Origin of the sequence: Rhodococcus maanshanensis NBRC 100610 (assembly GCF_001894865.1) — a bacterium.
Classification (GTDB): Bacteria; Actinomycetota; Actinomycetes; order Mycobacteriales; family Mycobacteriaceae; genus Rhodococcus_G; species Rhodococcus_G maanshanensis.
The window spans coordinates 76,718-100,360 of sequence record NZ_BCXA01000024.1 but is presented as its reverse complement, the minus strand read 5'-3'; the positions used below and the strand labels follow the sequence as shown (position 1 = coordinate 100,360).

Sequence of the window (23,643 nt, the reverse complement as noted above, 5' to 3'; positions counted from 1 at the left end):
GGCCAGCGACCGGAGGGTGCCCCGGCCGGGAAGAATCCTAGTCGCTGCTGGTCCGGGTGCCCTCGGGCAGGTCCGCTTCGGCCGGATCGGACGTGACGTCCGCCACCTCGGCGTCCACCACCGCGTCGTCGATCTCGGCGTCCACCGCCTCGGTGGCGTCCACCCCGTGATCACCCGACTGCGCGGCCGGGTCGCCGCCGGAATCGACCACTTCGCCCTCGACCACCACCTCGCCCTCGATGTACGAGGCCCCCGGCAGCTCCTTCACCGGCGGCGGCTCCGGGCGGTCGAGCATTCGGGCGGCCAGCGTGTAGGTCCGCGGCGGATCGGGCTGGTCGACGGGCTTCGACGCCTCCCGCTCCTGACCGCCACCCCCGCGCCTGGCCACGACCAGCGCGGTCAGCGACCCGAACACCGCGAACCAGGCGAAGGACAGCCCGGTGAACGTGGCGAGGTCCACCCCGACCGTGCCGAACGAACCGAGCTCGCCGCCCGCGGCGAAACCGAGCAGGCCCAGCGCAAGGGCCGCCACGGCGGCCGCGACCAGCACCTTGCGCACCGCCACCGACGGGCCGCCCGCGCGGTGCGCGCAGTCCCGTCCGAGCTGCACGCCGAGGACGGCGGGGATCAGCAGCAGGGCGGGCCAGCCGCCGCCGCTCGGCCCGGCTGGCACCGCCCCGAGCAGGGGCAGCGCAGGCAGCGGCCCGCCGACGACGGTGAACACGCTCAGCGACGCCTCGCCGATGTGCGCGGTCGACCCGACCAGCATCGCCGCGCTCCCGACCGCGAGATTCGGCAGGTACAGGATCGAGAGCAGCGTGAGGCCGAGCGCACCGCCGAAGCCGTCACCCGCCTCGAGCAGCTCGCCGACCTCGGCCCACGACGAGATCAGCGCCACCGCGGTCAGCGCCGCGCCGGACGCCAGCAGGGCCAGGCCGGCCCTCAGGGCCGGCCTGGCCGACGCGCGCGCCCACTCCGGGACGCCGAGGCGGGCGCAGATCGGGCGCCACAGCTTGCTGCCCATCCCGATGCCTGCACCGATCAGGTGCACGCCGAGCACCCAGGCGAAGGCGGCCAGCGCGTTGGGTGGGGCCAGCGCGATCACCGACGACGCGTCCTTGATCACGGCCAACGCCAGCGCGGTGACCAGCAACGGACCGGCGAGCGCGGCGCCGAGCACCCAGAGTTGTTCGTGTCGCGGGGTCTGTTCGGTGACGGCATGCGCGCAGCCGCGCGCGACCGACCAGATCATCAGGATGGTCGGGACCAACGGCAGCACGCCGAGAGAGGCGCCGCCGATGGTGAGCTGCACCTGGTGCACGGCCAGCCAGCTCGCCGCGACAGCGCCGCTGGTGCCGGTGAGATCGCTGTTCGCCGCGACCAGCGTCACGAGGATGCAGGCGGCGATCAGCGCCAGCGCGACAAGGGCAGGCCGCAACGCCACCGCGAGCAGGGTGCGGACCTGCTCGGGGTTCGGCGTCGGCCTCGGTGCCGCCGGTGTCCGCCGCCTGCTCGGACGGCGGAGGGTGTCGCTGCTGCGCAAGGAACTCATCTCCTCGAGGGTGACATCTGGGTTCGGGGCGGTCTGCCAGGCGCGCCGACGGGTCGCGAAACGACGACGCCCCCCGGCTCACCGGGGGGCGTCGAGCGCGGGCGTCGCTAGTCCGTGTCCCGCTTCGGGGCCGATCCGAATGCCTGGGTCGGGGCGGCGGTTCCGTCGTCCGCGGCCGGTGCCTGCGTCTCGGGTGACTGCGGCGCGGGGCCGGTCGCGGCGTCCTGCGGGCCGGACTGCTGCGGCTGGCCGTACCCCTGCGGCGCCTGGCCGTAGCCCTGCTGAGGCGGCGCGGGCGGGGCGTAGGGGTTGGTGGGCGGTGCGTAGCCCTGCGGCTGGCCGTAGCCACCGGGCTGTGGCTGACCGTAACCGGGCTGCGGCTGACCATAACCGGGCTGCGACTGTCCGTATCCCGGCTGCGCCTGCGGCTGGCCCTGCGCCTGCGGCGGCTGGCCGTAGCCCTGGGGTACCTGCCCGTAGGGCTGGCCGGGTGCCTGCTGCTGGCCGTACCCCTGCGGCGGCTGGCCGTACGTCGGGTAGCCCTGGGGCGCGTAGCCGGCCGGCTTCGGGGCGGGCACCTTGAGCATTCCCAGCGAGAACAGCAGCACCGCCACCGCGACCCCGGCCTGGACGAACGCCAGGATCAGGCCGAGGATGCCGCCGATGGCCAGCGAGACGCCCTCGGACAGGCTGAACATGAAGAACAACGCGATGAGGAATCCCACCACCGACGCGGCCGCTGCCGCGCCCTTGTACGGCTGCTCGGGCAGCAGCGACAGACCCGCGAGCAGCCCACCGAAGAGCAGGAAGGCCAGCGCCAGAATCGGGTAGCCGGCCTCGAAGGAGCTCTGCGTCAGGGTCTCGTCACCGAAGGTGGTCACCTTCGCGAACGGGGCGAACCCGAGCAGGAAGTTGACGACGGCGAGCCCGAGGACGCCGAGGGTGAGCAGGAAGGGCAGGCCCTTCGACCCGAGTCCCCCGGACGGCGGCTCGCCTGGACCGTAACCGGACCCTGCAGGCGTGAAAGTCATGACATCTCCTAGGGAGGGTCTGCATTGTGCGACTGGTCAATTCCTCAATGAACGCTAGCGCATTTCTCTGTGTGAACCCTGAGCCCGCAGCGCCCGCCCCTCCGGGTGAAAAAGCCGAGGGGCACCTTCCCGCGCGGTGAGCGCGGGCAGGTGCCCCTCGTTCGGTGAGTCAGGAGCGGCGCTCAGCCGCTCAGCTCACTCAGGCCTCGACGACCAGGCTCTGCAGGATCTCGCGCGCGAGAGCGGCGGTCTCGGACGGCGTCTTGCCGACCTTGACGCCTGCCGCCTCGAGGGCGTCCTTCTTGGCCTGCGCGGTGCCCGAGGAGCCGGAGACGATGGCGCCGGCGTGGCCCATGGTCTTGCCCTCAGGGGCGGTGAAGCCCGCCACGTAGCCGACGACCGGCTTGGTGACGTTGGCCTTGATGTAGTCGGCCGCGCGCTCCTCGGCGTCGCCGCCGATCTCGCCGATCATCACGATGATCTTGGTCTCGGGGTCCTTCTCGAACGCCTCGATGGCGTCGATGTGGGTGGTGCCGATGACCGGGTCGCCGCCGATGCCGATGGCGGTCGAGAAGCCGTACTCACGGAGCTCGAACATCATCTGGTAGGTCAGGGTGCCGGACTTGGAGACCAGGCCGACCGGGCCCTTGCCGGAGATGTTGGCCGGGGTGATGCCGACCAGTGCCTCGCCCGGGGTGATGATGCCGGGGCAGTTGGGGCCGATGATCCGGGTCTTGTTGCCCTTCTCGACGTTGTAGGCCCACGCGAACGCGGAGTCCTGCACCGGGATGCCCTCGGTGATGACCACGAGGAGCGGGATCTCCGCATCGATGGCCTCGACGATGGCGTCCTTGGAGAAGGCCGGGGGAACGAACGCGATGGAGACGTCCGCGCCGGTCTTCTCCATGGCCTCGGCGACGGTCGCGAAGACCGGCAGCTCGACGGCGGAACCGTCGGCGGCGGTGTGCGAGACGGTGGTGCCGGCCTTGCGGGCGTTGACGCCGCCGACGACCTGGGTGCCTGCCTTGAGCATGAGGGCGGTGTGCTTGGTGCCCTCGCCGCCGGTGATGCCCTGGACGATGACCTTGGAGTCCTTGGTCAGGAAGATTGCCATTGTTCTAGTCCCTTTACTTCGCTGCGAAGGCGAGCTCGGCGGCCTTGTCGGCGGCCTCGTCCATGGTGGCGACGACGGTCACCAGCGGGTGGTTGGCCTCGGCGAGGATGCGGCGGCCCTCTTCGACGTTGTTGCCGTCCAGGCGCACGACGAGCGGCTTGTTGGCCTCGTCGCCAAGGGTCTGCAGGGCGCCGACGATGCCGTTGGCGACCGCGTCACAGGCGGTGATGCCGCCGAAGACGTTGACGAAAACGCTCTTGACCTGGGCGTCGTTCAGGATGACGTCGAGGCCGGCAGCCATGACGGCCGCCGAGGCGCCGCCACCGATGTCGAGGAAGTTGGCCGGCTTGACGTTGCCGTGCTTCTCGCCCGCGTACGCGACGACGTCGAGGGTGGACATGACCAGACCCGCGCCGTTGCCGATGATGCCGACGGAGCCGTCGAGCTTGACGTAGTTGAGGTCGTTCTCCTTGGCCTTGAGCTCGAGGGGATCGGTGGCGTCCCGGTCCTCGAAGGCCTCGTGGCCGGGCTGACGGAAGCCGGCGTTCTCGTCCAGGGTGACCTTGCCGTCGAGGGCCAGGATCTGATCATCGGGGGTGCGCACGAGGGGGTTGACCTCGACGAGGAGCGCGTCCTCCTTGATGAAGACCTCCCAGAGCTTCTGGATGGTCACTGCCGCGGCGTCGAGCACCTCGGCGGGGAGCTTGCCCGCCTCGGCGATGCTGCGCGCGAACGCGAGGTCGACACCCTTGACGGCGTCCACCGGGATCTTCGCGAGGGCGTCGGGGTTCTCCTCGGCGGTGACCTCGATCTCGACGCCACCCTCGACCGAGCACATGGCCAGGTAGGTGCGGTTCGTGCGGTCCAGCAGGAAGGAGATGTAGTACTCCTCGGCGATGTCGCTCGCCTCTGCGACCAGCAGCTTCTTGACGACATGGCCCTTGATGTCGAGCCCGAGGATGGACTCGGCGTTCGCGACGGCCGCGTCGACGTCGGCGGAGTACTTCACGCCGCCGGCCTTGCCGCGGCCTCCGACCTTGACCTGTGCCTTGATCATCACGGGCTTGCCGATTTCCTCGGCAATCTCGCGTGCGCCGGCGACAGTGTCGGTAACACGGCCCGCCGACGTGGGCACGCCGTGCTTGGCGAAGAGTTCCTTCGCCTGGTATTCGAAGAGATCCATCTGCTCACCGTCTCGTCTGCGTTGACGCCCGCTCGAGGGGTAGGAGCGGGTCCGTTCGGGACCTTATCTAGTTGAATCAATCGTCTATCGACCGCATTGATGCTATGTGGCATATCTCACGGCGCAAGGGGGCGTGAGCGTCAGCTCACCGGCGATTTCGACGAACCACCATGAAAGCGGTCACCGCGAGCAACGCCACCGCGACGAACCCGCAGACCGCCCCCGCGCCCATCGCCGGCTCCGCCACCCGGGCGCGTGTCAGCGGCCACCCCATCAGGTATACGGACATTCCGGTCATCGCGCCGATCATCAGCGACGCGCCCCGCGCCGCCCTCGACCGCGCGGCGACCACCACGGCCGCCACGATGACGACCGCGAGGAGCGCGCGGCCCCACAGATCCCAGCCCCACGGCCAGTGCGCGAACGAGTCGGGGCCGAAGTCGAGACCGCGATACAGCGGCAGGCCGAGGGCGGCCACCGACGCGAGCGCCGCGACCGAACCGACGATCAGCACCGGCAGCCGGACGGGCACGTCGACCGACGTGTCGATGCCGTCGCGCTCCGCCGACCCGGCACAGAGCGCGAGGAGTCCGGTCGCGGCCGCCGCGACGGCGGACACGGCGAGCAGCGCCGCCCCGGGGCCGGGTCCGACACCCGGCAGGTCGCCCGCGACCACCACCGCCTGCAGCGCCGCGGCGACCGCCATCACCTGGGCCGCCCACAGCACCCCGACCGCGGGGCGCACCAGGGTCGCGAACTCCGAGAGCAGCAACCAGACGCAGGCGATCACGAGCACCACCCCTGCCAGCAGCACCACCCTCGTCGCCAGGATCCGCGGCTCGGGCATCCCGTCCGGGACCGACAGCACGGGCAGGAGCGCCCCGACCGCGCCGAGCAGCCCGGCCCCGATCCCGACCACGGCGGTGGCCACGTGCCAGCGTCCGACCCTCGCCCGTTCCGCCGCGGCCGCCCTCGCGCGGGCGGCGGACTTGGAGCCGCCTGCGGCCGCGGGCGCCGTGGCCGCGGCGGCGGACTGCGCCAGGAGTTGCGCCAGCCCACGACGCGCCCTGGCCGCGGCCGCTGCCGGGATCACGCAGCCGACCGCGATCAGCACCGCGCACGCGGCGAGCGCCACCACCGAGCCGGGACCGACCGAGACGCCGTCACCCGCCAGCAGGCCGGCGACCAGTCGCACGCCGACCACCCCGAGCGCCGCCACCGCCGCCCCGACGATGGCACCTGCCGCGCCCAGCGGTGAGATCGCGGCCAGCGCGGCGGCGACCACGATCAGCACCGCCACGCCGATCAGTCCGGCGCCCAACGCCATCGGGGCCGCGGACTCGACGACGGCGGGCACGAGCAGCACCGGGTCCGTCGACCTCAGCGGCGGCGCGAAGAGGGCCGCGGCGAGGACCACCGCGGCCGCCACCGCGAGAATCGAGAGCCCGGCGCCGATCCGGCTGCCGACGCCCGCCCCGTCGTGATCCGGGTAGTCGGAGTGGCCGTAGCCGTCGGCGTGCGACGCCCTTGCCGCCGCGACGAGTCCGAGCAGTCCGGCCAGCACCGCGAGGACGTGGCCCGCGAGGATCGTGTAGGAACCGGGCCCCGCATCGAGCGACGCGGCGGTGAGCGGACGGAACAGTTCGAGTCGGTTCGCGTTGATCGCGTCGTCGAGGAGCTGGAGGTCGAGCACCACCAGCCCGAGCGACACTCCGCCCGCACCCGCCAGCACCGTCCCCGCGACCGCGGGCCTGCGGCCCACCAGGGCCAGCACGGCCAATGCGGGTGCCAGCGCCGCACAGACGACGGCCGTGACGGTGGCCGCGGCGACGGCGGGCCCGGTCTCCTGGCTGACGACGCCGAGCGCGGGGGCGACCGCTGTCGCGGCGACACCGAGCAGGGCGAGCGCGACCGCCGCGATCGCGACCGGACCCGGACTGCGCGAGGGTTCGGACGAGTCGAACCCGTCCTTGGCGTCGATGCGTTCGGGCTTGGCACGAGAACTGGTTCTGAGATCGGGTGAGGGCGCCACGCGGACGACGCTAACGGGTCATCGGCGTCGATCTCGACCGAACTTCACAAGAATCCGGCTCGCCCCGTTACACCCGCGTTCCGGCGTATTCCCAGGCCCGACCGTGATCACTCTGTGATGCATCTCACATATCCCAAACAGATGGCGCTAGGAGTTGCGGCGCTCGCAACCGTTTCGTTACCGTCGCTGGGGTCAAAGTCACAGACAGATCACGAACAGGAAGGCGGCAAGTTGTCCAGGCATCGCGCACCCTTCCAGCCCAGCCAGTACGCCCCGCAGGAGCAGGCGAACGAGGCCGCAACCACGGTCTACTCGATTCCCGCAGGTCACGCGGTAGAGACTCGCTACCAGGCCCAGGTAGAACCCAGTAGATCCAGCTTCGACTACTTCGGCGACAACGAGACCACGCAGACTTATTCGCATCGCGTGCCGGATCGTTACATCGGGTCCGCGAATCTGGGAACACCGCGCTCGACGACCTACCGCTCCACCTCGCTAGACCAGCTCGACCCCCCTTTCGATTCGGACCTCGCAGCTCCCGCTCGCCGCGGTGGAGCGCACCGGATCCCCACTCCCCCCACCGCCCTCAAGGGCCGCGCCGCAGTCATCGCGGTCGCCGCAGGCGCCGTCGTCGCCGCGGGGCAGGCCAGCCTGAACGGCCCAAGCAGCACCGATACCGCCGAGCTCAACCTGGCCGCGGACGAGAGCTCCTCGAGCACCGCCGCGACCGCCGAGCCGCAGGCCGCCCAGTTCGCCGCCGACACCGCCGCGAAGTCGGGCTCGCAGGCTCCGCAGGTCCTCAACATCGCGGCACCGACGGACCTCAGCCAGTTCTCGAACCTGCTCGCCAAGGGCCAGCGGTTCAGCGAGGAGCGTGCCGCCCGCGAGGCCGCCGCCCGTCGCCCGCTCTTCGTACTGCCCGCCGTCGGCTCCTACACCTCCGGCTACGGCGCCCGGTGGGGCACGCTGCACGCGGGCGTCGACATCGCGAACGCCATCGGCACCCCGATCTATGCGGTCGCCGACGGCGAGGTCATCGACTCCGGGCCCGCGCAGGGCTTCGGCATGTGGGTGCGGCTGCGGCACGCCGACGGCACCGTCACCGTCTACGGCCACATCGACTCGTCCAACGTCTCGGTCGGCCAGAAGGTCATGGCGGGCGATCAGATCGCCCGGATGGGCAACCGCGGCTTCTCCACCGGCCCGCACCTGCACTTCGAGGTGCACCTGGGCGGCGAGAACAAGATCGATCCGCTCCCCTGGCTCGCGACCCGCGGCATCAGTCTGGGCGTCGAGCGCGACTAGGAACGAACCCACCCCGGCATTTCGTCCGGCGGAACGGCACTGTCTGCATTAGCCTTCGGTGCGCCAGACTCCGTTGACGTCTACGTAGCAAGGGGTTCGCGTGAACTACTCCCGAGGGTCAGTCGTCGCCGCCGCACTCGCAGGCGCAGTCTCACTCGCATTGGCACCAGCCGCATCGGCCGCCACCTACCAGATCACCGCGATGCCACCGATCGGGACCGTGTACTCGGACAACCTGGTGACGCTCGCCATGGCAGTCAGCCCTGTCCCGGCGGGGGCGGACGCGACCACCCCGGTCCTGGTCCACATCACCGAACCGGACGGCGACGACCGGACCCTCACCGTCCCGCTGACGCTGGGCGGGGCGACCGTGGCCACCCGGGTCAACGAGCCGGGACGATACGTCGCGGTCTTCACCTTCGACGCGCCCGGCGGCGATCCGGCCACGACCACGCTGGAGTTCGACGCCGTCCCGTCGCCGCTCGGGAGTTCCTCGTAGCAGCCTAGAGCTTGACCATCGGGCTAGAGCTTGACCATAGGAACTCCGCCGATGAGCATCAGCCGCACCTTGCCGGCCGAGCCGAAGTCGACGGTGACCGTCGCCGTCGGACCGCTGCCCTTGGTCTCCAATACCGTTCCGAGACCGTACTTGTCGTGGCTGACGCGATCGCCGACGGCGAGCACCAGGTGGTTGTTACGCGCTCGGGCGGCACCGAAGCTCGGTGTGGCGTTGCCCGATCCGCCGTAGCCCTGGCCGCCGCCGTAGCCGCCACCACCGCCGTAGCCCTGGCCGCCGCGGGGGCGCCCGCCACCGATCGCACCACCGGCGCCGGTACCCGGGTCCTCCCGCCGCCAGTGCAGCAGGTCCGACGGGATCTCCTGCAGGAATCGTGATTCCGGGTTCGTGATCGGCTGCCCCCACGCCGAGCGCATGACCGCACGGGTGAGATACAGGCGGTGCCGGGCCCTGGTGATGCCGACGTAGGCCAGCCTGCGTTCCTCGGACAGCTCGGCCGGGTCACCGAGCGCGCGCATGTGCGGGAACTGGCCGTCCTCCCAGCCGGTCACGAACACCACGGGGAACTCGAGGCCCTTCGCGGTGTGCAGGGTCATCAGGGTCACCACACCGTCGCCGTTGTCGGGCAGCTGGTCGGAATCGGCCACCAGCGACACCCGCTCGAGGAACGCGGCGAGCGACCCCGGGTCCGGTTCGCCCTCGGTGGGGTCGAGAGCGTCCTCGGACGCCGCCGCGAGCGCGCCCTCGAGGCTCTCGTCGATCTCCGTCTCCACGCCAGCGGCGTTGCGCGCATCGGAGCTGAATTCCTGCGCCACGCTGACCAACTCGTTGAGGTTGTCCAGTCGCGCGCCGTCCTGCGGATCACTGCTCGCCTCGAGCTCGGCCCGGTAGCCGGTCCGGTCGAGCACGGCCTCGACCACCTCGCCGATGTCGATCAGCCCGGTGTCGTCTGGCTGCATCGTCTCGCGGATGCCGTCCATCATCTCGAGGAACGCGACGATGGCCTTCTGCGAGCGGGTGTTCAGCAGCGGCACCACGCCGTCGGCCGCGTCCCGCAGCGCCTGCGCGAAGCCGACCCCGCGCTGCTCCGAGTGCACGGCCACGCAGGCCTCGGCCCGGTCGCCGATGCCGCGGCGCGGGGTGTTGAGGATCCGGCGCAGGCTGACGGTGTCGTCGGGGTTCTGCAGCACCCGCAGGTACGCGACCACGTCGCGAACCTCCTTGCGCTCGTAGAACCGGACGCCGCCGACCACCTTGTACGGCAGGCCGAGCCGGATGAAGATCTCCTCCAGCGCCCGGGAGGAGTTGTTGGTGCGGTAGAACACCGCGACGTCGCCGAACTTCGCGTCGCCGCCGTCCACCAGCTTGTCGATCTCGGAGGCGACGAAATAGGCCTCGTCGTGCTCGTTGTCGGCGACGTAGCCGGTGATCAACTCCCCCTCGCCGGAGTCGGTCCACAGCCGCTTCTCGCGCCTGCCGGTGTTGCGGGAGATCACCGCGTTCGCGGCCGACAGGATGTTCTGGGTGGATCGGTAGTTCTGCTCGAGCAGGATGGTGCGGGCGTCCGGGTAGTCGCGCTCGAACTCCTCGATGTTGCGGATGGTGGCGCCGCGGAACGCATAGATCGACTGGTCCGCGTCGCCGACCACGCACAGCTCGGCGGGCGGGACGAGGGACGGGCTGTCCGCGATCCCACCGACCAGCTCACGCACCAGCACGTACTGCGCGTGGTTGGTGTCCTGGTACTCGTCGACCAGCACGTGCCGGAACCGGCGCCGGTAGTACTCGGCCACCTGCGGGAAGTTCTGCAGCAGCGCGACGGTCTCGCCGATCAGGTCGTCGAAGTCCATCGCGTTGGCCGCGCGCAGCCGGGCCTGGTAGTGGCCGTACACCTTCGCGACCAGCCGGACCAGCTCGTTCGGGTCCTTGTCCGCGTCGGCCGCGGCCCGCTCCGGGTCGATCAGCTCGTTCTTCAGGTTCGAGATGTGCGTGGCGAGCAGTCGCGCGGAGTACCGCTTCGCGTCGATCTCCAGGTCCTTCGAGATCATCGTCAGCAGCCGTCGCGAATCGTCGGCGTCGTAGATCGTGAAGTTCGAGTTCAGTCCCGGCAGCAGCGCGGCCTGCATCCGCAGGATCCGCACACAGCTCGAGTGGAACGTCGAGACCCACATGTTGTTGGCCCGGGGCCCGACGAGGTGCGCCACGCGCTCGCGCATCTCCGCGGCGGCCTTGTTGGTGAACGTGATCGCCAGGACCTGCCCTGGCGCGACGTCCCGCTCGGCGAGCAGATACGCGATCCGACGGGTCAGCACGGCCGTCTTCCCCGAGCCAGCGCCCGCCACGATCAGCAGCGGCGAACCGGCATGCACCACTGCCTCGCGCTGCTGCGGGTTGAGCCCCTCGAGGAGGGCCGCCGAAGGGGTGCGCGACTGAGTCGTCACAAAGCGTGCGTGACCTGCTGCTGAGAATGTGTTCATCGCTGTCAACGCTACCGCCGCGCACCGACAGCGGCGCCCCCGGACCGGCCCTCCGCCCCGGCGATGGTCAGCCCCTCGCGCCCGTGGCAAACTGTGATTCCTGATCTGACACGAGGAGAAACACACATGGGCGGCTCAGTTCCGGATGCCACCGACCCCGACCTCCCCACCAGCGAGGCCGAGATCGAGGAGCTCCGACTGGAGATCGACCGACTGGACGCCGAGATCCTCGCCGCGATCAAGCGCCGCAGCGAGGTCTCCCAGATCATCGGCCGCACCCGGATGGCCTCCGGCGGCCCGCGCCTCGTGCACAGCCGCGAGATGAAGGTTCTCGAGCGCTTCAGCGACCTCGGCCAGGAGGGCCACACGCTGGCGATGCTGCTGCTGCGCCTCGGCCGCGGCCGGCTCGGCCAGTAGGACCGCAGCCAACCACTACTGCAGGGCGATGTACTTGGTCTCCAGGTACTCCTCGATGCCCTCGCTGCCGCCCTCGCGCCCGAACCCGGAGGACTTGACGCCCCCGAACGGCGCGGCGGCGTCGGAGATCACGCCCCTGTTCACGCCGACCATCCCGGTCTCGAGCGCCTCGGCCACCCGCAGCGCCCGATCCAGGCTCTGCGTGTAGATGTAGGCGGCCAGTCCGTACTCGGTGTCGTTGGCGGCGGCGATGCCCTCCTCCTCGGTGTCGAACCCGGCGATCGCGGCGACCGGACCGAACACCTCCTCGCGCAGGATGCGGGCCTCGACGGGCACGTCCGCCAGCACCGTCGCCGGGTAGAAGTAGCCCGGCCCGCCCGGCGCCTGGCCGCCGAGTCGCACCTGCGCCCCCACCGCGACCGCGTCGCGCACCAGCTCGCTGACGGTCTCGAGCTGAGCGGGGTTGATCAGCGGCCCGAGCTTCGAATCCGGGTCGGTGCCCGGTCCGAGGGTCATCGACCGCATCCGGTCGGTCAGCCTGGCGGCGAACTCCTCGCGGACCGAGTTCTGCACGTGGAATCGGTTCGCCGCGGTGCAGGCCTCGCCGCCGTTGCGCAGCTTGGCCAGCATCGCCCCGTCCACCGCGGCGTCCAGGTCGGCGTCGTCGAACACCACGAACGGCGCGTTCCCGCCGAGCTCCATCGAGGTGCGCAGCAGCCCCTTCGCGGACTGCTCGATCAGCTTGCGCCCGACTCCGGTGGACCCGGTGAAGGTGAGCTTGCGCAGCCGCGGATCGTCGATCAGCGGTCCGGTCAGCGCGGCCGCGTTCGAGGTCGGTAGGACCGACAGGACGCCGTCGGGCAGCCCGGCGTCGGCGATGAGCTGGCCGAGCAACAGCATGGTCAGCGGCGTCTCGGCGGCGGGCTTGACGATCATCGTGCAGCCGGCGGCGAGGGCGGGCCCGATCTTGCGGGTCCCCATCGCCAGCGGGAAGTTCCACGGGGTGATCGCCAGGCACGGCCCGACCGGGGCCTTGCCGACCAGGATCCGGCCGGTGCCCGCTGGCGCGTGGGTGTAGCGGCCTGCGATCCGCACCGCCTCCTCGCTGAACCAGCGGAAGAACTCGGCGCCGTAGGCCACCTCGCCCCTGCTCTCGGCCAGCACCTTGCCCATCTCCAGCGTCATCAGCAGGGCGAAGTCGTCGGCGCGGGCGGTGATCGCCTCGAACACCGCCCGCAGGATCTCGCCGCGCTTGCGCGCCGGGGTGGCCGCCCACTCGCGCTGGGCGGCCGCCGCCGCGTCGAGCGCAAGCAGGCCGTCGGCTGGGCCTGCGTCCGCGACCTCGGCGAGCGGCTCGCCGGTCGCGGGGTTGACCACCGTGAACGTCGCGCCGCTCGCCGCGTCCACCTGTTTTCCGCCGATCCAGAGCTTCGTGGGAACCGACTCGATCAGAGTTCGCTCGTCCATGGCTCCATACTGCCCGCCCACGCGCGTAATGGAAGGCCCCGTCGAGTGTGCACGTTCCGTCGCGTCGCGCGAGTGGTCCCGCCAGTAGGTGCACTCTCGGCGAACCGCCGGACACGATCGATCAAGGAGCGCCCGCACCGGGAAGCGCTGAGCGCCGCCGGTTCTCCCCCACTAGTCTCGACGTATGAGTCTCGACATCACCGCCACCGCCGCCTGGCAGGAGCTTCGCGCGCACCACGACCAGGTCGGGACGCGGCACCTGCGCGAGATCTTCGCCGAGGATCCCAAGCGCGGCAGCGAGCTCACGGTGACGGCAGGCGATCTCTACATCGATTACAGCAAGCACCGGGTCGAGCGCGAGACCCTGCGGCTGCTGATCGAGCTGGCCCGCGCGGCCGGGGTCGAGGAGCGACGGGACGCGATGTTCCGGGGCGATCACATCAACACCTCCGAGGACCGCGCCGTCCTGCACACGGCGCTGCGACTGCCCGCCGACGCGACCCTGGTGGTCGACGGCCAGGACGTGGTCGCCGATGTGCACGAGGTGCTCGAACGGATGGGGCACTTCACCGATCGACTGCGCTCGGGCGAGTGGCGCGGAGCGACCGGCGAGCGCATCACCACCGTGGTCAACATCGGCATCGGCGGTTCCGATCTGGGTCCGGTGATGGCGTACCGGGCGCTGCGGCACTACGCGGACGCGGGCATCGCGGCCCGGTTCGTCTCCAACATCGACCCCTCCGACCTGGTGAGCAAGCTGGCCGGTCTCGACCCGGCGACCACGCTGTTCATCGTCGCCTCGAAGACCTTCTCCACCCTCGAGACCCTCACCAACGCAACGGCGGCCAGGCGCTGGCTCACCGCTACCCTCGGCGAGGACGCCGTCGCCAAACACTTCGTCGCCGTGTCGACCCACGCCGAGCGGGTGTCCGATTTCGGTATCGACACCGACAACATGTTCGGCTTCTGGGACTGGGTCGGCGGACGGTACTCCGTGGACTCGGCCATCGGCCTGTCGCTGATGTGCGTGATCGGCAAGGAGGGGTTCGGCGAGTTCCTCGAGGGCTTCCACACCATCGACCGGCACTTCGCGACCGCCCCCCTCGAGGACAACGCGCCGGTACTGCTCGGCCTCATCGGCCTCTGGTACTCGAGCTTTTTCGACTCGGATTCGCGTGCGGTACTGCCCTATTCCAACGACCTCGGCCGGTTCGCGGCCTACCTGCAGCAGCTCACCATGGAGTCGAACGGCAAGTCGGTGCGCGCCGACGGGTCACCGGTGACCACGCCGACCGGCGAGATCTTCTGGGGCGAGCCGGGCACCAACGGCCAGCACGCCTTCTACCAGTTGCTGCACCAGGGCACCCGGCTCTCCCCCGCCGACTTTATCGGGTTCGCCGAGCCGACCGATGACCTGCCGACGCTCGACGGCACCGGCAGCATGCACGACATCCTGATGAGCAACCTGTTCGCCCAGACCAAGGTCCTGGCGTTCGGAAAGACCGCGGAGGAAATCGCGGGGGAGGGCACCGCACCGGAACTGGTGCCGCACAAGGTGATGCCGGGCAACCGGCCGTCGACGACCATCCTCGCACCCCGGATCACCCCCTCGGCGCTCGGCCAGCTGATCGCGTTGTACGAGCACCAGGTCTTCGTCGAGGGCGTCGTGTTCGGCATCGATTCCTTCGACCAGTGGGGCGTCGAACTGGGCAAGACCCAGGCACTCGAGCTCGGCCCGATCCTCACCAACCCCGAAGCCCCTGCGGAACAAGCCGATTCGTCAACCGACACCCTGGTGCGGTGGTATCGCAGCAGGCGGGGTCGCGCGGTCTGAGGTCTCCCGGCGCGCCTACGCCACATGCCCGTGGGGCAGCAGGTGCGCCCACGCGTCGGTGGTGCGCACCGCGCCCCGTCGGTACGCGACTCGGGCGGCGAGTTCGTTCTCGTCGAGCCAGCGCAGCGCGGCCACTCCCCGGCTCACCGCCGCGGCCGCCGCCGCATAGGCCCACAGGCTGTCCTCGGTGATCACCGTGACCCCGTCCAGTCCGCCGTCGGCATCCCACTCCGCCCGCACAGCGGGACGTGCTGAGGACAGCGCCTTCCCTGTGAGCACCTCGATCGGCGCGCCTGCCCCGATCTCCACCTGCCATCCCCCGATCGGGCAGTGCCCGGCGGTCGAGATGGTGTCACCGATCCGCATCAGGACACCGCATTCGAGTGCCCCCGCGGCGGTGTGGGCCACCCGATCCGCGATGCCTGCCTTCGCGGTGCCGGTGATGTCGAGGTAGACCCCGAACGGGGCGAAGACCGTGTCGCAGTCCAGCCGCACGTCCTCGAACGTGCTCTCGGGATGGATGGGAGGCACCCGGCGCGGGTCCGCCGTGTCATGAGAGAGGGGGTCGACGGCACCCCCTGTCATCCGGGCCGCCCACAACGCGGCCCGGATCAGCGCGGTGAGGCGTCGGCTGATCTTGACCGGCATGCCCTGGGAGAGGTTGACGGCATGGATCTCGGCATCGCCGCGGGTGAGGTCGCAGGCGGCGCGGACATCGGTGAGCGTGGCTGCGGCGATGTCGGCCGCAGCGTCGAGTGCGGCCCCCTCCGTCACCTGGATCTCCACCTCGCTGCCCCAGGTGTGCCACTGCATGCTCGGAACCATGATCATGCTCCATGGATGGGCCGCCGATGCGGCGAATCTGCTGAAACCAGTATGCGCCAGGTTTCTGAGCAGCGACTGAGCGAATTTCCCCGATGTCGCCATCGAATCGGCCAAAGGCCTGGATTTGCATGCGACTCACGGTTACAGTTACCTGAACATCGAGACACCGCGGCCGGTACGCCGCACCGAAGAGACGATGCCGTGCGCGATCGCCTCAGCAACGACAGCGACAGCGGGAGTAGCCATGACACTGACGACAGCGACCGATCGAGCCGATCAGGCCAGGTACGACGAGTCCCTGACGATGCTGTCGGAAGCGTCGGTGCACAAGCACTTCGATCCCTTCGAGGACATCGACTGGGATTCCCCCGAGTTCGCGGTGATCCCGAACGACCCCCGCTGGGTCCTCCAGAAGGAGAGCGACCCGCTCGGCAGCCACCCGTGGTACCAGGCGCTGCCCCTGGACAAGCAGATCGAGATCGGCATGTGGCGGCAGGCCAATGTCGCCAAGGTCGGCCTGCAGTTCGAGAACATCCTGATCCGCGGGATGATGCAGTACGTCTTCTCGCTGGAGAACGGCTCGCCCGAGGCCCGGTACTGCACCCACGAGACCATCGAGGAGTGCAACCACACCCTGATGTTCCAGGAGATGGTCAACCGGATCGGCAAGGACACCCCGGGAATGGGGCCGCTGATGCGCTTCGTCTCGCCGTTCCTCCCACTGGCAGGCTCGACGCTGCCGGTGATCTTCTTCATGGGCGTCCTCGCAGGCGAGGAACCGATCGACCACATCCAGAAGGCCGTCCTGCGTGAGGACGGTGTCATCCACCCGATCATGAAGGGTGTCATGGCGATTCACGTCGCCGAGGAGGCCAGGCACATCTCGTTCGCGCACCAGTTCCTGCGTCGGCGCGTCCCGAAGATGTCGAAGGTGGGACGGTTCTTCGCCTCGCTGGCGATGCCGCTCATCATGCGCATCCTGTGCGACGTCATCGTCATCCCGCCGAAGCAGTTCTGGCGCGAGTTCGACATCCCGAAGCAGGTCAAGAAGGACCTGTTCTGGAGCACCCCCGAGGCGCGCCAGACCCTGCGCGACTACTTCGCGGACGTGCGGATGCTCGCCACCGACAGCGGACTGATGAACCCCGCCTCGCGCCTGGTCTGGAAGGGCCTGAAGATCGACGGCAAGAGCTCGCGCTACCGCAGCGAGCCGGTCCGCAGCGCCGCCTGACCAGACCCCCGGATCGGAAGTCGTTTCGCAATGCCCCATGTCGTCACCCAATCCTGCTGCAGCGACGCGTCCTGCGTGTACGCCTGCCCCGTCAACTGCATCCACCCGACGCCGGACGAGCCCGACTTCCTGACCGCGGAGATGCTGCACATCGACCCGGCCTCGTGCGTCGACTGTGGCGCCTGCATCTCCGCGTGCCCGGTGGACGCGATCGTCCCGCACTCGAAGCTCTCGGAGTCGCAGCAGCCCTTCCTGACTATCAACGCGGACTTCTACAAGGAGCCGCGCCCCCGTCCGGTGCTGGCGCCCGTCATGCCCGCACCCGAGATCCACCGTGATCGGGGTCCGCTGCGGGTGGCGATCGTCGGGGCGGGCCCGGCCGCGATGTACGCCGCCGACGAGCTGCTCACCCAGCCCGGGGTGCAGGTCAACGTCTTCGACCGGCTTCCGGTGCCGCACGGCCTGGTCCGTGCGGGCGTCGCGCCCGATCACCAGAAGACCAAGCAGGTCTCCCGGTTGTACGACAAGATCGCCGCCCAGCCGGGATTCGAGTACTTCCTGAACGTGGAGGTCGGCGAACACCTGACCCACGACGAACTGCTCGCGCATCACCACGCGGTGATCTACGCGGTCGGCGCCTCGACCGACCGCGGCCTCGGGATCCCCGGCGAGGACCTCCCCGGCTCGACCTCCGCGACGAACCTGGTGGCCTGGTACAACGGCCATCCCGACCACGCCGACGATCGCTTCGACCTGTCCCACCGGCGGGCCGTCATCATCGGAAACGGCAATGTCGCACTCGACGTCGCCCGGATCCTGACCGCGGACCCCGACCGTCTCGCCGCCACCGACATCGCGCCCGCCGCCCTCGAGGCGCTGCGCGGCAGCCGGATCGAGGAGGTCGTGATCGTCGCGCGGCGCGGAATCGCCCAGTCCGCCTTCACGGTTCCCGAGTTCGCCGGTCTCCTCGACGCGCCCGATATCGACGTGGTGGTCCACCCGGACGAGATGGTCCCCGACCCCACGACCGAACTCCTCGCCCGAGACGGCGAGCTCTCGCACTCGGTGGCGCAGAAGCTTTCGCTGCTCCGGTCCGCCCGCCTCGATGGCGAGCCTGGTCACGGGCGGCGGCGGATCTCGCTGCGTTACCTGTTGTCCCCGACCGCGATCAGCGGCGACGACCGGGTCACCGGCGTCGAGTTCGACCGCAACGCGCTGACCGTCGGGGAGGACGGCGGCGTGCGGGTCGAGTCGACCGGTGAGACGGAACGACTCGAGGCCGGCCTCGTCCTCACCTCGATCGGGTACCGAGGGGTGCCGATCGCGGGGGTGCCGTTCGACCATTCGGCCGGGGTGATCCCCAATGCCGACGGGCGGGTGCTCGACGGACCGGGCGGGTCCGTGCTCGCGGGCGCGTACGCCACCGGCTGGATCAAGCGCGGGCCGAGCGGGTTCATCGGCACGAACAAGTCCTGCGCGCAGGAGACCGTGACCAAGCTCGTCGACGACTTCAATGCCGGTCGACTGCGCGAGCCCCGGTCGGGCGCGAAGGCGCTCAACCGACTGGTGCGGGAGCGGCAGTCGGCCGTGATCGACCGGGCCGGATGGAAGCTGATCGACGAAGCCGAACGCAGCCGCGGCGCCGCGCGCGGCCGCATCCGCGAGAAGATCACCGACCAGGCCGAGCTCGCGCTCATCGCCGGGCCGGCGGGCCGGGGAACCGAGACGACCGTGCTCGGGCGGCTCCGTCGGCGCCGCTAGCCGCGACGCCGGATCACCCCAGCAGGCGGCGTAACCCCCACTCGAACTGCTCGGCGGAGATCCAGTCCGCCATCACCCCTGCGGCGGCCGCCGTGCGCGGCCACCGCAGGGCATCGACCGCGTCGAAACCGCTGCGGCGCTGCGCGACCCGGTCCGCCTCCGCCGCGAGCGGCGGCCGTCCGTCCGTCTCGGCCACCTCGAGCGCCACCGACCCGACCACGTGCACGATCACCAGGTAGGTGATGCGGGCCGCGGCGTCGGGGTCGAGGCCGCCGTCGGCGAGGGCCTCGAGCAGCCGCTCCCCCACCTCGAGGGCGGCCGGGCCGTTCATCGGCGCGGTCATCAGCAGCCGCGCCACCGCCGGGTGCTCGAGCAGCCGCAGGCGGAGCGCCGTCGCGAAGTCCACGATCCGATCCCGCCAGTCCGCGGTCGGTCCCGCGAGCAGGCTCGCGTCCGCCTGGCCGAGCACCCGCTCGGCGACCTCGCGCTCGAGGTCCGCCCGGCTCGCGACGTAGGTGTAGACGGCGTTCGGGTTCACCCCGAGCCGTCCGGCGACCGATCGGATCGACAGCGCATCGCCGCCGCCCTCGTCCAGGATCGCCAGCGCAGTGTCCACCACCTGATCCCTGGTGAACGCGCGCCTGGCCGGGCGCTCCCGTTTGCCTGTTGACTCGACCTCCGACATGACGTTGACTGTACCCCGTACAGCCAGCTGTACGGGGTACAGCCAGAGGGAGTGAGTCCACGATGCAACCATCCGACCGACACCACAACCGCCTCACCGCCGCCCTTCTCGTCGCGGGAGCGCTGATCCTCAACATCGCGTTCACCGGCCTTGGCGCGGCCTTCGACTACCCCGACGTCCTGACCCGGCCCGCCGGACAGGCGCTGGCCGAGTTCCGTGCCGACCAGGCCGCGATAGTCGCGTGGTTCGCCCTGCTCTGCGCGGGCGCGGCACTACTGACACCGATCGCGCTGCGGGTGGGGCGGCTCGGTGACTCGGCGCTGCTCCGCGCCGGCGTTCCGGTCGGGATCGCCGCCTCGGCGGTCCAACTGGCCGGGCTGGTCCGCTGGCCGTTGCTGGTGCCGTTCCTCGCCGCGCGGGCGGAATCGGATCCCGGTGCCATCGCAACGTTCACGACCGCGAACACCGTGCTCGGCGTCGCCGTCGGCGAGACCCTCGGCTACGCACTCACCGCGACATGGACCGCCATGGTCGCACTGGCACTGCACCGGACACTGGCCGGAACCTGGTTCACCGCACTGGGATTCGGCGCTGCCGCCCTGATCGCCACCGGCGTGTTCGCGCCGCTGGACCTGCCGGGCGCCGAGCAGGCGAACTTCGCCGGATACCTGCTGTGGAGCGCCTGGCTGGTGGCGTTCGCGGGGCTGCTCGCCTTCGGGCGCCGGACAGCCGACCCGGTACCGGCCTATGGTGGATCGCGGAACCCGCAGTCCCCTAGGAGTGGAGTTCACTGATGAGCGAACAGGACATCCTCGCAAGCATCCGCCGGCTCGTCGACACCGAGCACCAACTGCGTGCGAAGACCGAGGCGGGCGACCTCGATCCCGCCCAGGAGCAGACGCAGCTCGCCGCCATCGAAGAGACCCTCGACCAGTGCTGGGACCTGTTGCGCCAGCGACGGGCCCGCATCGACGCCGGCCTGCCGCCGGACGAGGTGCCGGTCAGCCCCGCCGGCCAGGTCGAGGGCTACCTGCAGTAACAGCGCGACCGGGATCGGTTACAGGAAGCGCCCGGTGAGCCCGGTCGGCAGCACCCGCAACGCCAGGTCGATCGGCCGCCACGGCCAGCCGGGCACGACGGCCCGCCGCGGCTCGCGTTCGATCGCCTTCACCATCGACCGCACCCCGGTGACGGTGTCGGCCATCAGCGGCGTCTTGGCCACCTTCTCGTTGATCGGGGTGCGGATGTAGCCGGGCAGGACGGTGGTGACGGAGATCGGGCTGCGCGAGAGTTCCGCGGAGAGACCCTCCCCGATCGCGGACACCGCAGCCTTGCTCGCGGAGTAGGCGGTCTGCGCCTTCGGCAGGCCGCGCACCGCGCTCATCGAGGACACCAGCACCAGATGGCCGGCGCCACGCGCCCGGAACAGTTCCATCGCGGCCTCCACCTGCGCGAGGGCGCCGACGAAGTTGGTCTGCGCGGTCTCCAGATTCGCCTCGGGCTTACCCGTGCCGATCACGGCGCCCTTGCCGAGTCCGGCGTTGACGACGATCCGGTCGAGCCCGCCCAGCTCGTCGTCGAGTTCACCGAACACCCGGGACACCGCGCGGTGATCGTTGACGTCGAGCGCCCGAACCGCGATCCTGATCGACGGGTGCACGGCGAGCAGTTCCGCGCGCAGCTCCTCGAGCCGATCGATGCGGCGGGCACACAGCGCGAGATCGCGTCCCTTGGAAGCGAACTGGCGCGCCATCTCCGCACCCAGTCCGGAACTGGCGCCGGTGATCAGGATCGTGGTTCGCGTCATCGCCGTGGAGGTCACAGCGGATCAGCCTAGTGCGGTAAGGGGGTTCACACCCGGGTGCGCACGTGCGCGCGCTCGCCCTGAGGCCCGAACAGGCTCAGGATCTCCGCGGGCTCGGGCCCGGGATTGCCGAACCAATGCGGGACGTGGGTGTCGAACTCCGCCACCTCCCCCGGCATCAGGATCACGTCCTGGTCGCCGAGGCACAGCCGCAGCCGCCCGGACAGGACGTACAACCACTCGTAGCCCTCATGCGTCTGCAACCGCGGCTCGTCCACCGCCGGCCGCGCGGGGAAGACGTGCTTGAACGCCTGGATCCCGCCCGGCCTGCGGGTCAGCGGGATGATCGTGACGCCATTGCGGCTGATCGGGCGGGGATGGATCCGCGGGTCGCCGGTCGCGGGTGCGTCGACGAGCTCGTCCAGCGGCAGCTGGTGCGCCCGGGCCAGCGGGAGCAGCAGTTCCAGGGTCGGCCTGCGCTGCCCGGATTCGAGCCGCGAGAGGGTGCTCACCGAGATCCCGGTGCTCTCGGCGAGCTGCGCCAGCGTCGCGCCTCGCTGCCTGCGGATCGCGCGCAGCCGAGGTCCGACCGCGTCGAGGACGTCGTCGAGCGCGTGTGGGTCGCCTGCCATGCACCCAGTTTGCCACTTCGGCAATGCAGCTTGCCGGATTCGGCTCCGGGGACGGACAGTGCAACGACGAAGGCGGACGAACGGAGGAGGACGAGGGTGGAACAGAACTACGACGTGGTGATCGTGGGCGGCGGCGCCGCCGGGCTCAGCGGGGCGGTGGCGCTGACGCGCGCCCGGCGCTCGGTCCTGGTGATCGACGCGGGCGAGCCGCGCAACGCCCCGGCCGGGCACGTGCACAACTACCTGACCCGCGAGGGCACCCCGCCCGCCGAGCTGCTGGTGGCGGGCCGGGCCGAGGCGCAGGGATACGGCGGCGAGATCGTGAGCGGCACGGTGGCCTCGGCCCTGGCCGTCGAGGGCGGCGGCTTCCGCGTCGAACTCGCCGACGGCTCGGCCGTGTCCGCCCGCAGGCTGCTGGTGACCACGGGCCTGGTGGACGAACTGCCGGCCGTGCCCGGCGTCGCCGAGCGCTGGGGCCGCGAGGTGCTGCACTGCCCGTACTGCCACGGCTGGGAGGTCCGCGACCGGGCGATCGGGATCCTGGCCACCGGACCGATGGCCGCGCACCAGGCACTGATGTGGCGGCAGTGGAGCGCGGACATCACCGTGTTCCTGCACACCGCGGCCGAGCCGAGCGCCGAGGAGCTCGAGCAGTTCGAGGCCCGCGGCATCGCGGTCGTGCGCGGCGAGGTCGCCGGGCTGGACGTCGCCGACGACCGATTCACCGGGGTCCGCATGCGCAGCGGCGAGCTCGTGCCCCGCGACGCGGTGGTCGTCGCGCCGCGCTTCGAGGCCCGCGCCGGCTTCCTGCGCGAGCTCGGCCTCGAGCCCACCGAGCAGGAGATGGCCGGGCACGTGATCGGCAGCTACATCGCCGCCGATCCGATGGGGGCCACCGCCGTCCCGGGTGTGTGGGCGGCTGGCAACGTCGCGGACCTCAAGGCCCAGGTGATCGTCGCGGCCGCAGCGGGGCTGAACGCGGGCGCGGCCATCAATGCCGATCTCATCGCGGAGGACACCAGGCTCGCGGTGGCCGCCCACCTGCACTCGGAGGGTCCGACGTCGGGTGGCCCGATCAGCGTGGACGACGAGCAGACCTGGGAGGAGCGATACCGCTCGAGGTCCGGGGTATGGAGCGGGCGCCCGAACCCACACCTGGTCGCCGAGGCCGCCGAGCTGACACCGGGCACCGCACTCGACGTCGGCGCAGGCGAGGGCGCCGACGCGCATTGGCTGGCCGAACGCGGCTGGCGGGTGACCGCGGTGGACTTCTCGACCACGGCGCTGCAGCGGGCGGCCGCTCGGGCCGAGGCCCTCGGCGCGGACGTGACGCACCGGCTGAACTGGGTACACGCCGACCTGACCACCGGGCCGATCGAGGGCCACTTCGACCTCGTCACCGCGCATTTCATGCACCTGCCCGAGCCGCAGCGCGGTGTCCTGTACGCCCGGCTGGCGGCCGCCGTCGCGCCGGGCGGGAGCCTGCTCATCGTCGGCCACCACCCGTCCGACCTGCAGACCACGGTGCCGCGGCCGCCGGTGCCGGAGCTGTTCTTCACCGCGGAGGAGATCGCGGCCTCGCTCGACCCGGACGGGTGGGACATCGTCGTGGCCGAGGCAAGGGCACGCGTCGCGACGGATCCCGACGACCGCGAGGTCACCATCCACGACGCGGTCCTGCGCGCCCGCAGGCGCCCCTGACCCCCGACCTCCGACCTCGGCCTCGGCCTCGGCGGTCGCCCCGTCGAGGCCGAGGTCGGTGAGCGGCCCGCGCCG

Annotated in this window: 20 protein-coding genes and 1 pseudogene; 10 read left to right on the top strand and 11 right to left on the bottom strand. The window is 70.7% G+C overall.

Annotation, left to right across the window (positions count from 1 at the left end; all coding sequences use genetic code 11):
• Window positions 1-37: 37 nt before the first annotated feature.
• From RM1_RS13015 to RM1_RS12995, 5 genes are all read right to left on the bottom strand, one after another.
• The gene (locus tag RM1_RS13015; protein WP_245816285.1) at window positions 38-1,552 is read right to left on the bottom strand and encodes a cell division protein PerM; all 1,515 of its coding nucleotides are present in this window, start codon (window positions 1,550-1,552) and stop codon (window positions 38-40) included.
• Between the two features lie 107 nt (window positions 1,553-1,659).
• Window positions 1,660-2,583, bottom strand: a complete 924-nt coding sequence (locus tag RM1_RS13010) for a DUF5336 domain-containing protein (protein WP_072751738.1) — start codon at window positions 2,581-2,583, stop codon at window positions 1,660-1,662.
• A 199-nt stretch (window positions 2,584-2,782) separates the two neighbouring features.
• Window positions 2,783-3,697: a succinate--CoA ligase subunit alpha gene (sucD, locus tag RM1_RS13005; protein WP_027500847.1), complete on the bottom strand. Its 915-nt coding sequence runs from the start codon at window positions 3,695-3,697 to the stop codon at window positions 2,783-2,785.
• A gap of 13 nt (window positions 3,698-3,710) precedes the next feature.
• The gene (gene sucC / locus RM1_RS13000) at window positions 3,711-4,880 is read right to left on the bottom strand and encodes an ADP-forming succinate--CoA ligase subunit beta (protein WP_027500848.1); all 1,170 of its coding nucleotides are present in this window, start codon (window positions 4,878-4,880) and stop codon (window positions 3,711-3,713) included.
• Window positions 4,881-5,025: 145 nt separating this feature from the next.
• Window positions 5,026-6,912 (bottom strand): hypothetical protein, encoded by a 1,887-nt coding sequence (locus RM1_RS12995; RefSeq protein ID WP_092667801.1) that lies wholly within the window; start codon window positions 6,910-6,912, stop codon window positions 5,026-5,028.
• A 231-nt stretch (window positions 6,913-7,143) separates the two neighbouring features.
• Between RM1_RS12995 and RM1_RS12990 the strand changes: the two genes are divergently transcribed.
• Window positions 7,144-8,217 carry a M23 family metallopeptidase gene (locus tag RM1_RS12990; RefSeq protein WP_072751737.1) on the top strand — a complete coding sequence of 358 codons (1,074 nt, stop codon included), beginning with the start codon at window positions 7,144-7,146 and terminating at the stop codon, window positions 8,215-8,217.
• A gap of 100 nt (window positions 8,218-8,317) precedes the next feature.
• The gene (locus tag RM1_RS12985; protein WP_072751736.1) at window positions 8,318-8,716 is read left to right on the top strand and encodes a hypothetical protein; all 399 of its coding nucleotides are present in this window, start codon (window positions 8,318-8,320) and stop codon (window positions 8,714-8,716) included.
• A 23-nt stretch (window positions 8,717-8,739) separates the two neighbouring features.
• On the opposite strand, the gene pcrA is transcribed toward RM1_RS12985, so the two are convergent.
• Window positions 8,740-11,211 carry a DNA helicase PcrA gene (pcrA, locus tag RM1_RS12980; RefSeq protein WP_072751735.1) on the bottom strand — a complete coding sequence of 824 codons (2,472 nt, stop codon included), beginning with the start codon at window positions 11,209-11,211 and terminating at the stop codon, window positions 8,740-8,742.
• Window positions 11,212-11,337: 126 nt separating this feature from the next.
• On the opposite strand from pcrA, the gene RM1_RS12975 reads away from it, so the two are divergent.
• Complete coding sequence (locus tag RM1_RS12975; protein WP_072751734.1) at window positions 11,338-11,628, top strand: chorismate mutase; 291 nt, start codon at window positions 11,338-11,340, stop codon at window positions 11,626-11,628.
• A gap of 15 nt (window positions 11,629-11,643) precedes the next feature.
• On the opposite strand, the gene RM1_RS12970 is transcribed toward RM1_RS12975, so the two are convergent.
• Window positions 11,644-13,095 carry an NAD-dependent succinate-semialdehyde dehydrogenase gene (locus tag RM1_RS12970; protein WP_072751733.1) on the bottom strand — a complete coding sequence of 484 codons (1,452 nt, stop codon included), beginning with the start codon at window positions 13,093-13,095 and terminating at the stop codon, window positions 11,644-11,646.
• Window positions 13,096-13,279: 184 nt separating this feature from the next.
• Here RM1_RS12970 and pgi point away from each other — a divergent pair, with 184 nt between their 5' ends.
• Complete coding sequence (gene pgi / locus RM1_RS12965) at window positions 13,280-14,929, top strand: glucose-6-phosphate isomerase (protein WP_072751732.1); 1,650 nt, start codon at window positions 13,280-13,282, stop codon at window positions 14,927-14,929.
• Between the two features lie 15 nt (window positions 14,930-14,944).
• Here pgi and RM1_RS12960 read toward each other — a convergent pair whose 3' ends face one another.
• On the bottom strand, window positions 14,945-15,754 hold the full coding sequence (locus RM1_RS12960; protein ID WP_072751764.1) for an FAD:protein FMN transferase: 810 nt from the start codon (window positions 15,752-15,754) through the stop codon (window positions 14,945-14,947).
• A 244-nt stretch (window positions 15,755-15,998) separates the two neighbouring features.
• Between RM1_RS12960 and RM1_RS12955 the strand changes: the two genes are divergently transcribed.
• Both RM1_RS12955 and RM1_RS12950 read left to right on the top strand, forming a co-directional pair.
• Window positions 15,999-16,985 carry an AurF N-oxygenase family protein gene (locus tag RM1_RS12955; RefSeq protein WP_072751731.1) on the top strand — a complete coding sequence of 329 codons (987 nt, stop codon included), beginning with the start codon at window positions 15,999-16,001 and terminating at the stop codon, window positions 16,983-16,985.
• A gap of 30 nt (window positions 16,986-17,015) precedes the next feature.
• Window positions 17,016-18,746 carry an FAD-dependent oxidoreductase gene (locus RM1_RS12950; protein ID WP_072751730.1) on the top strand — a complete coding sequence of 577 codons (1,731 nt, stop codon included), beginning with the start codon at window positions 17,016-17,018 and terminating at the stop codon, window positions 18,744-18,746.
• A 13-nt stretch (window positions 18,747-18,759) separates the two neighbouring features.
• Here the strand turns inward: RM1_RS12950 and RM1_RS12945 are convergent, their stop codons facing one another.
• Window positions 18,760-19,431: a TetR/AcrR family transcriptional regulator gene (locus tag RM1_RS12945; RefSeq protein WP_072751729.1), complete on the bottom strand. Its 672-nt coding sequence runs from the start codon at window positions 19,429-19,431 to the stop codon at window positions 18,760-18,762.
• 62 nt (window positions 19,432-19,493) lie between these two features.
• Between RM1_RS12945 and RM1_RS12940 the strand changes: the two genes are divergently transcribed.
• Both RM1_RS12940 and RM1_RS12935 read left to right on the top strand, forming a co-directional pair.
• Window positions 19,494-20,225 (top strand): DUF4386 family protein, encoded by a 732-nt coding sequence (locus RM1_RS12940; RefSeq protein ID WP_072751728.1) that lies wholly within the window; start codon window positions 19,494-19,496, stop codon window positions 20,223-20,225.
• Complete coding sequence (locus RM1_RS12935) at window positions 20,225-20,470, top strand: DUF2630 family protein (protein ID WP_072751727.1); 246 nt, start codon at window positions 20,225-20,227, stop codon at window positions 20,468-20,470. The genes RM1_RS12940 and RM1_RS12935 overlap by 1 nt, the downstream gene beginning before the upstream one ends.
• An 18-nt stretch (window positions 20,471-20,488) precedes the next feature.
• On the opposite strand, the gene RM1_RS12930 is transcribed toward RM1_RS12935, so the two are convergent.
• Both RM1_RS12930 and RM1_RS12925 read right to left on the bottom strand, forming a co-directional pair.
• The gene (locus tag RM1_RS12930) at window positions 20,489-21,238 is read right to left on the bottom strand and encodes an SDR family oxidoreductase (RefSeq protein ID WP_072751763.1); all 750 of its coding nucleotides are present in this window, start codon (window positions 21,236-21,238) and stop codon (window positions 20,489-20,491) included.
• 44 nt (window positions 21,239-21,282) lie between these two features.
• Complete coding sequence (locus RM1_RS12925; protein ID WP_027500862.1) at window positions 21,283-21,867, bottom strand: helix-turn-helix domain-containing protein; 585 nt, start codon at window positions 21,865-21,867, stop codon at window positions 21,283-21,285.
• A 96-nt stretch (window positions 21,868-21,963) separates the two neighbouring features.
• Here RM1_RS12925 and RM1_RS27180 point away from each other — a divergent pair.
• Both RM1_RS27180 and RM1_RS27175 read left to right on the top strand, forming a co-directional pair.
• A pseudogene (locus tag RM1_RS27180) lies at window positions 21,964-22,911 on the top strand (NAD(P)/FAD-dependent oxidoreductase); the annotation flags it as partial.
• Window positions 22,897-23,568 carry a class I SAM-dependent methyltransferase gene (locus RM1_RS27175; protein ID WP_245816290.1) on the top strand — a complete coding sequence of 224 codons (672 nt, stop codon included), beginning with the start codon at window positions 22,897-22,899 and terminating at the stop codon, window positions 23,566-23,568. The pseudogene RM1_RS27180 and the gene RM1_RS27175, both read left to right, overlap by 15 nt.
• Window positions 23,569-23,643: the final 75 nt, after the last annotated feature.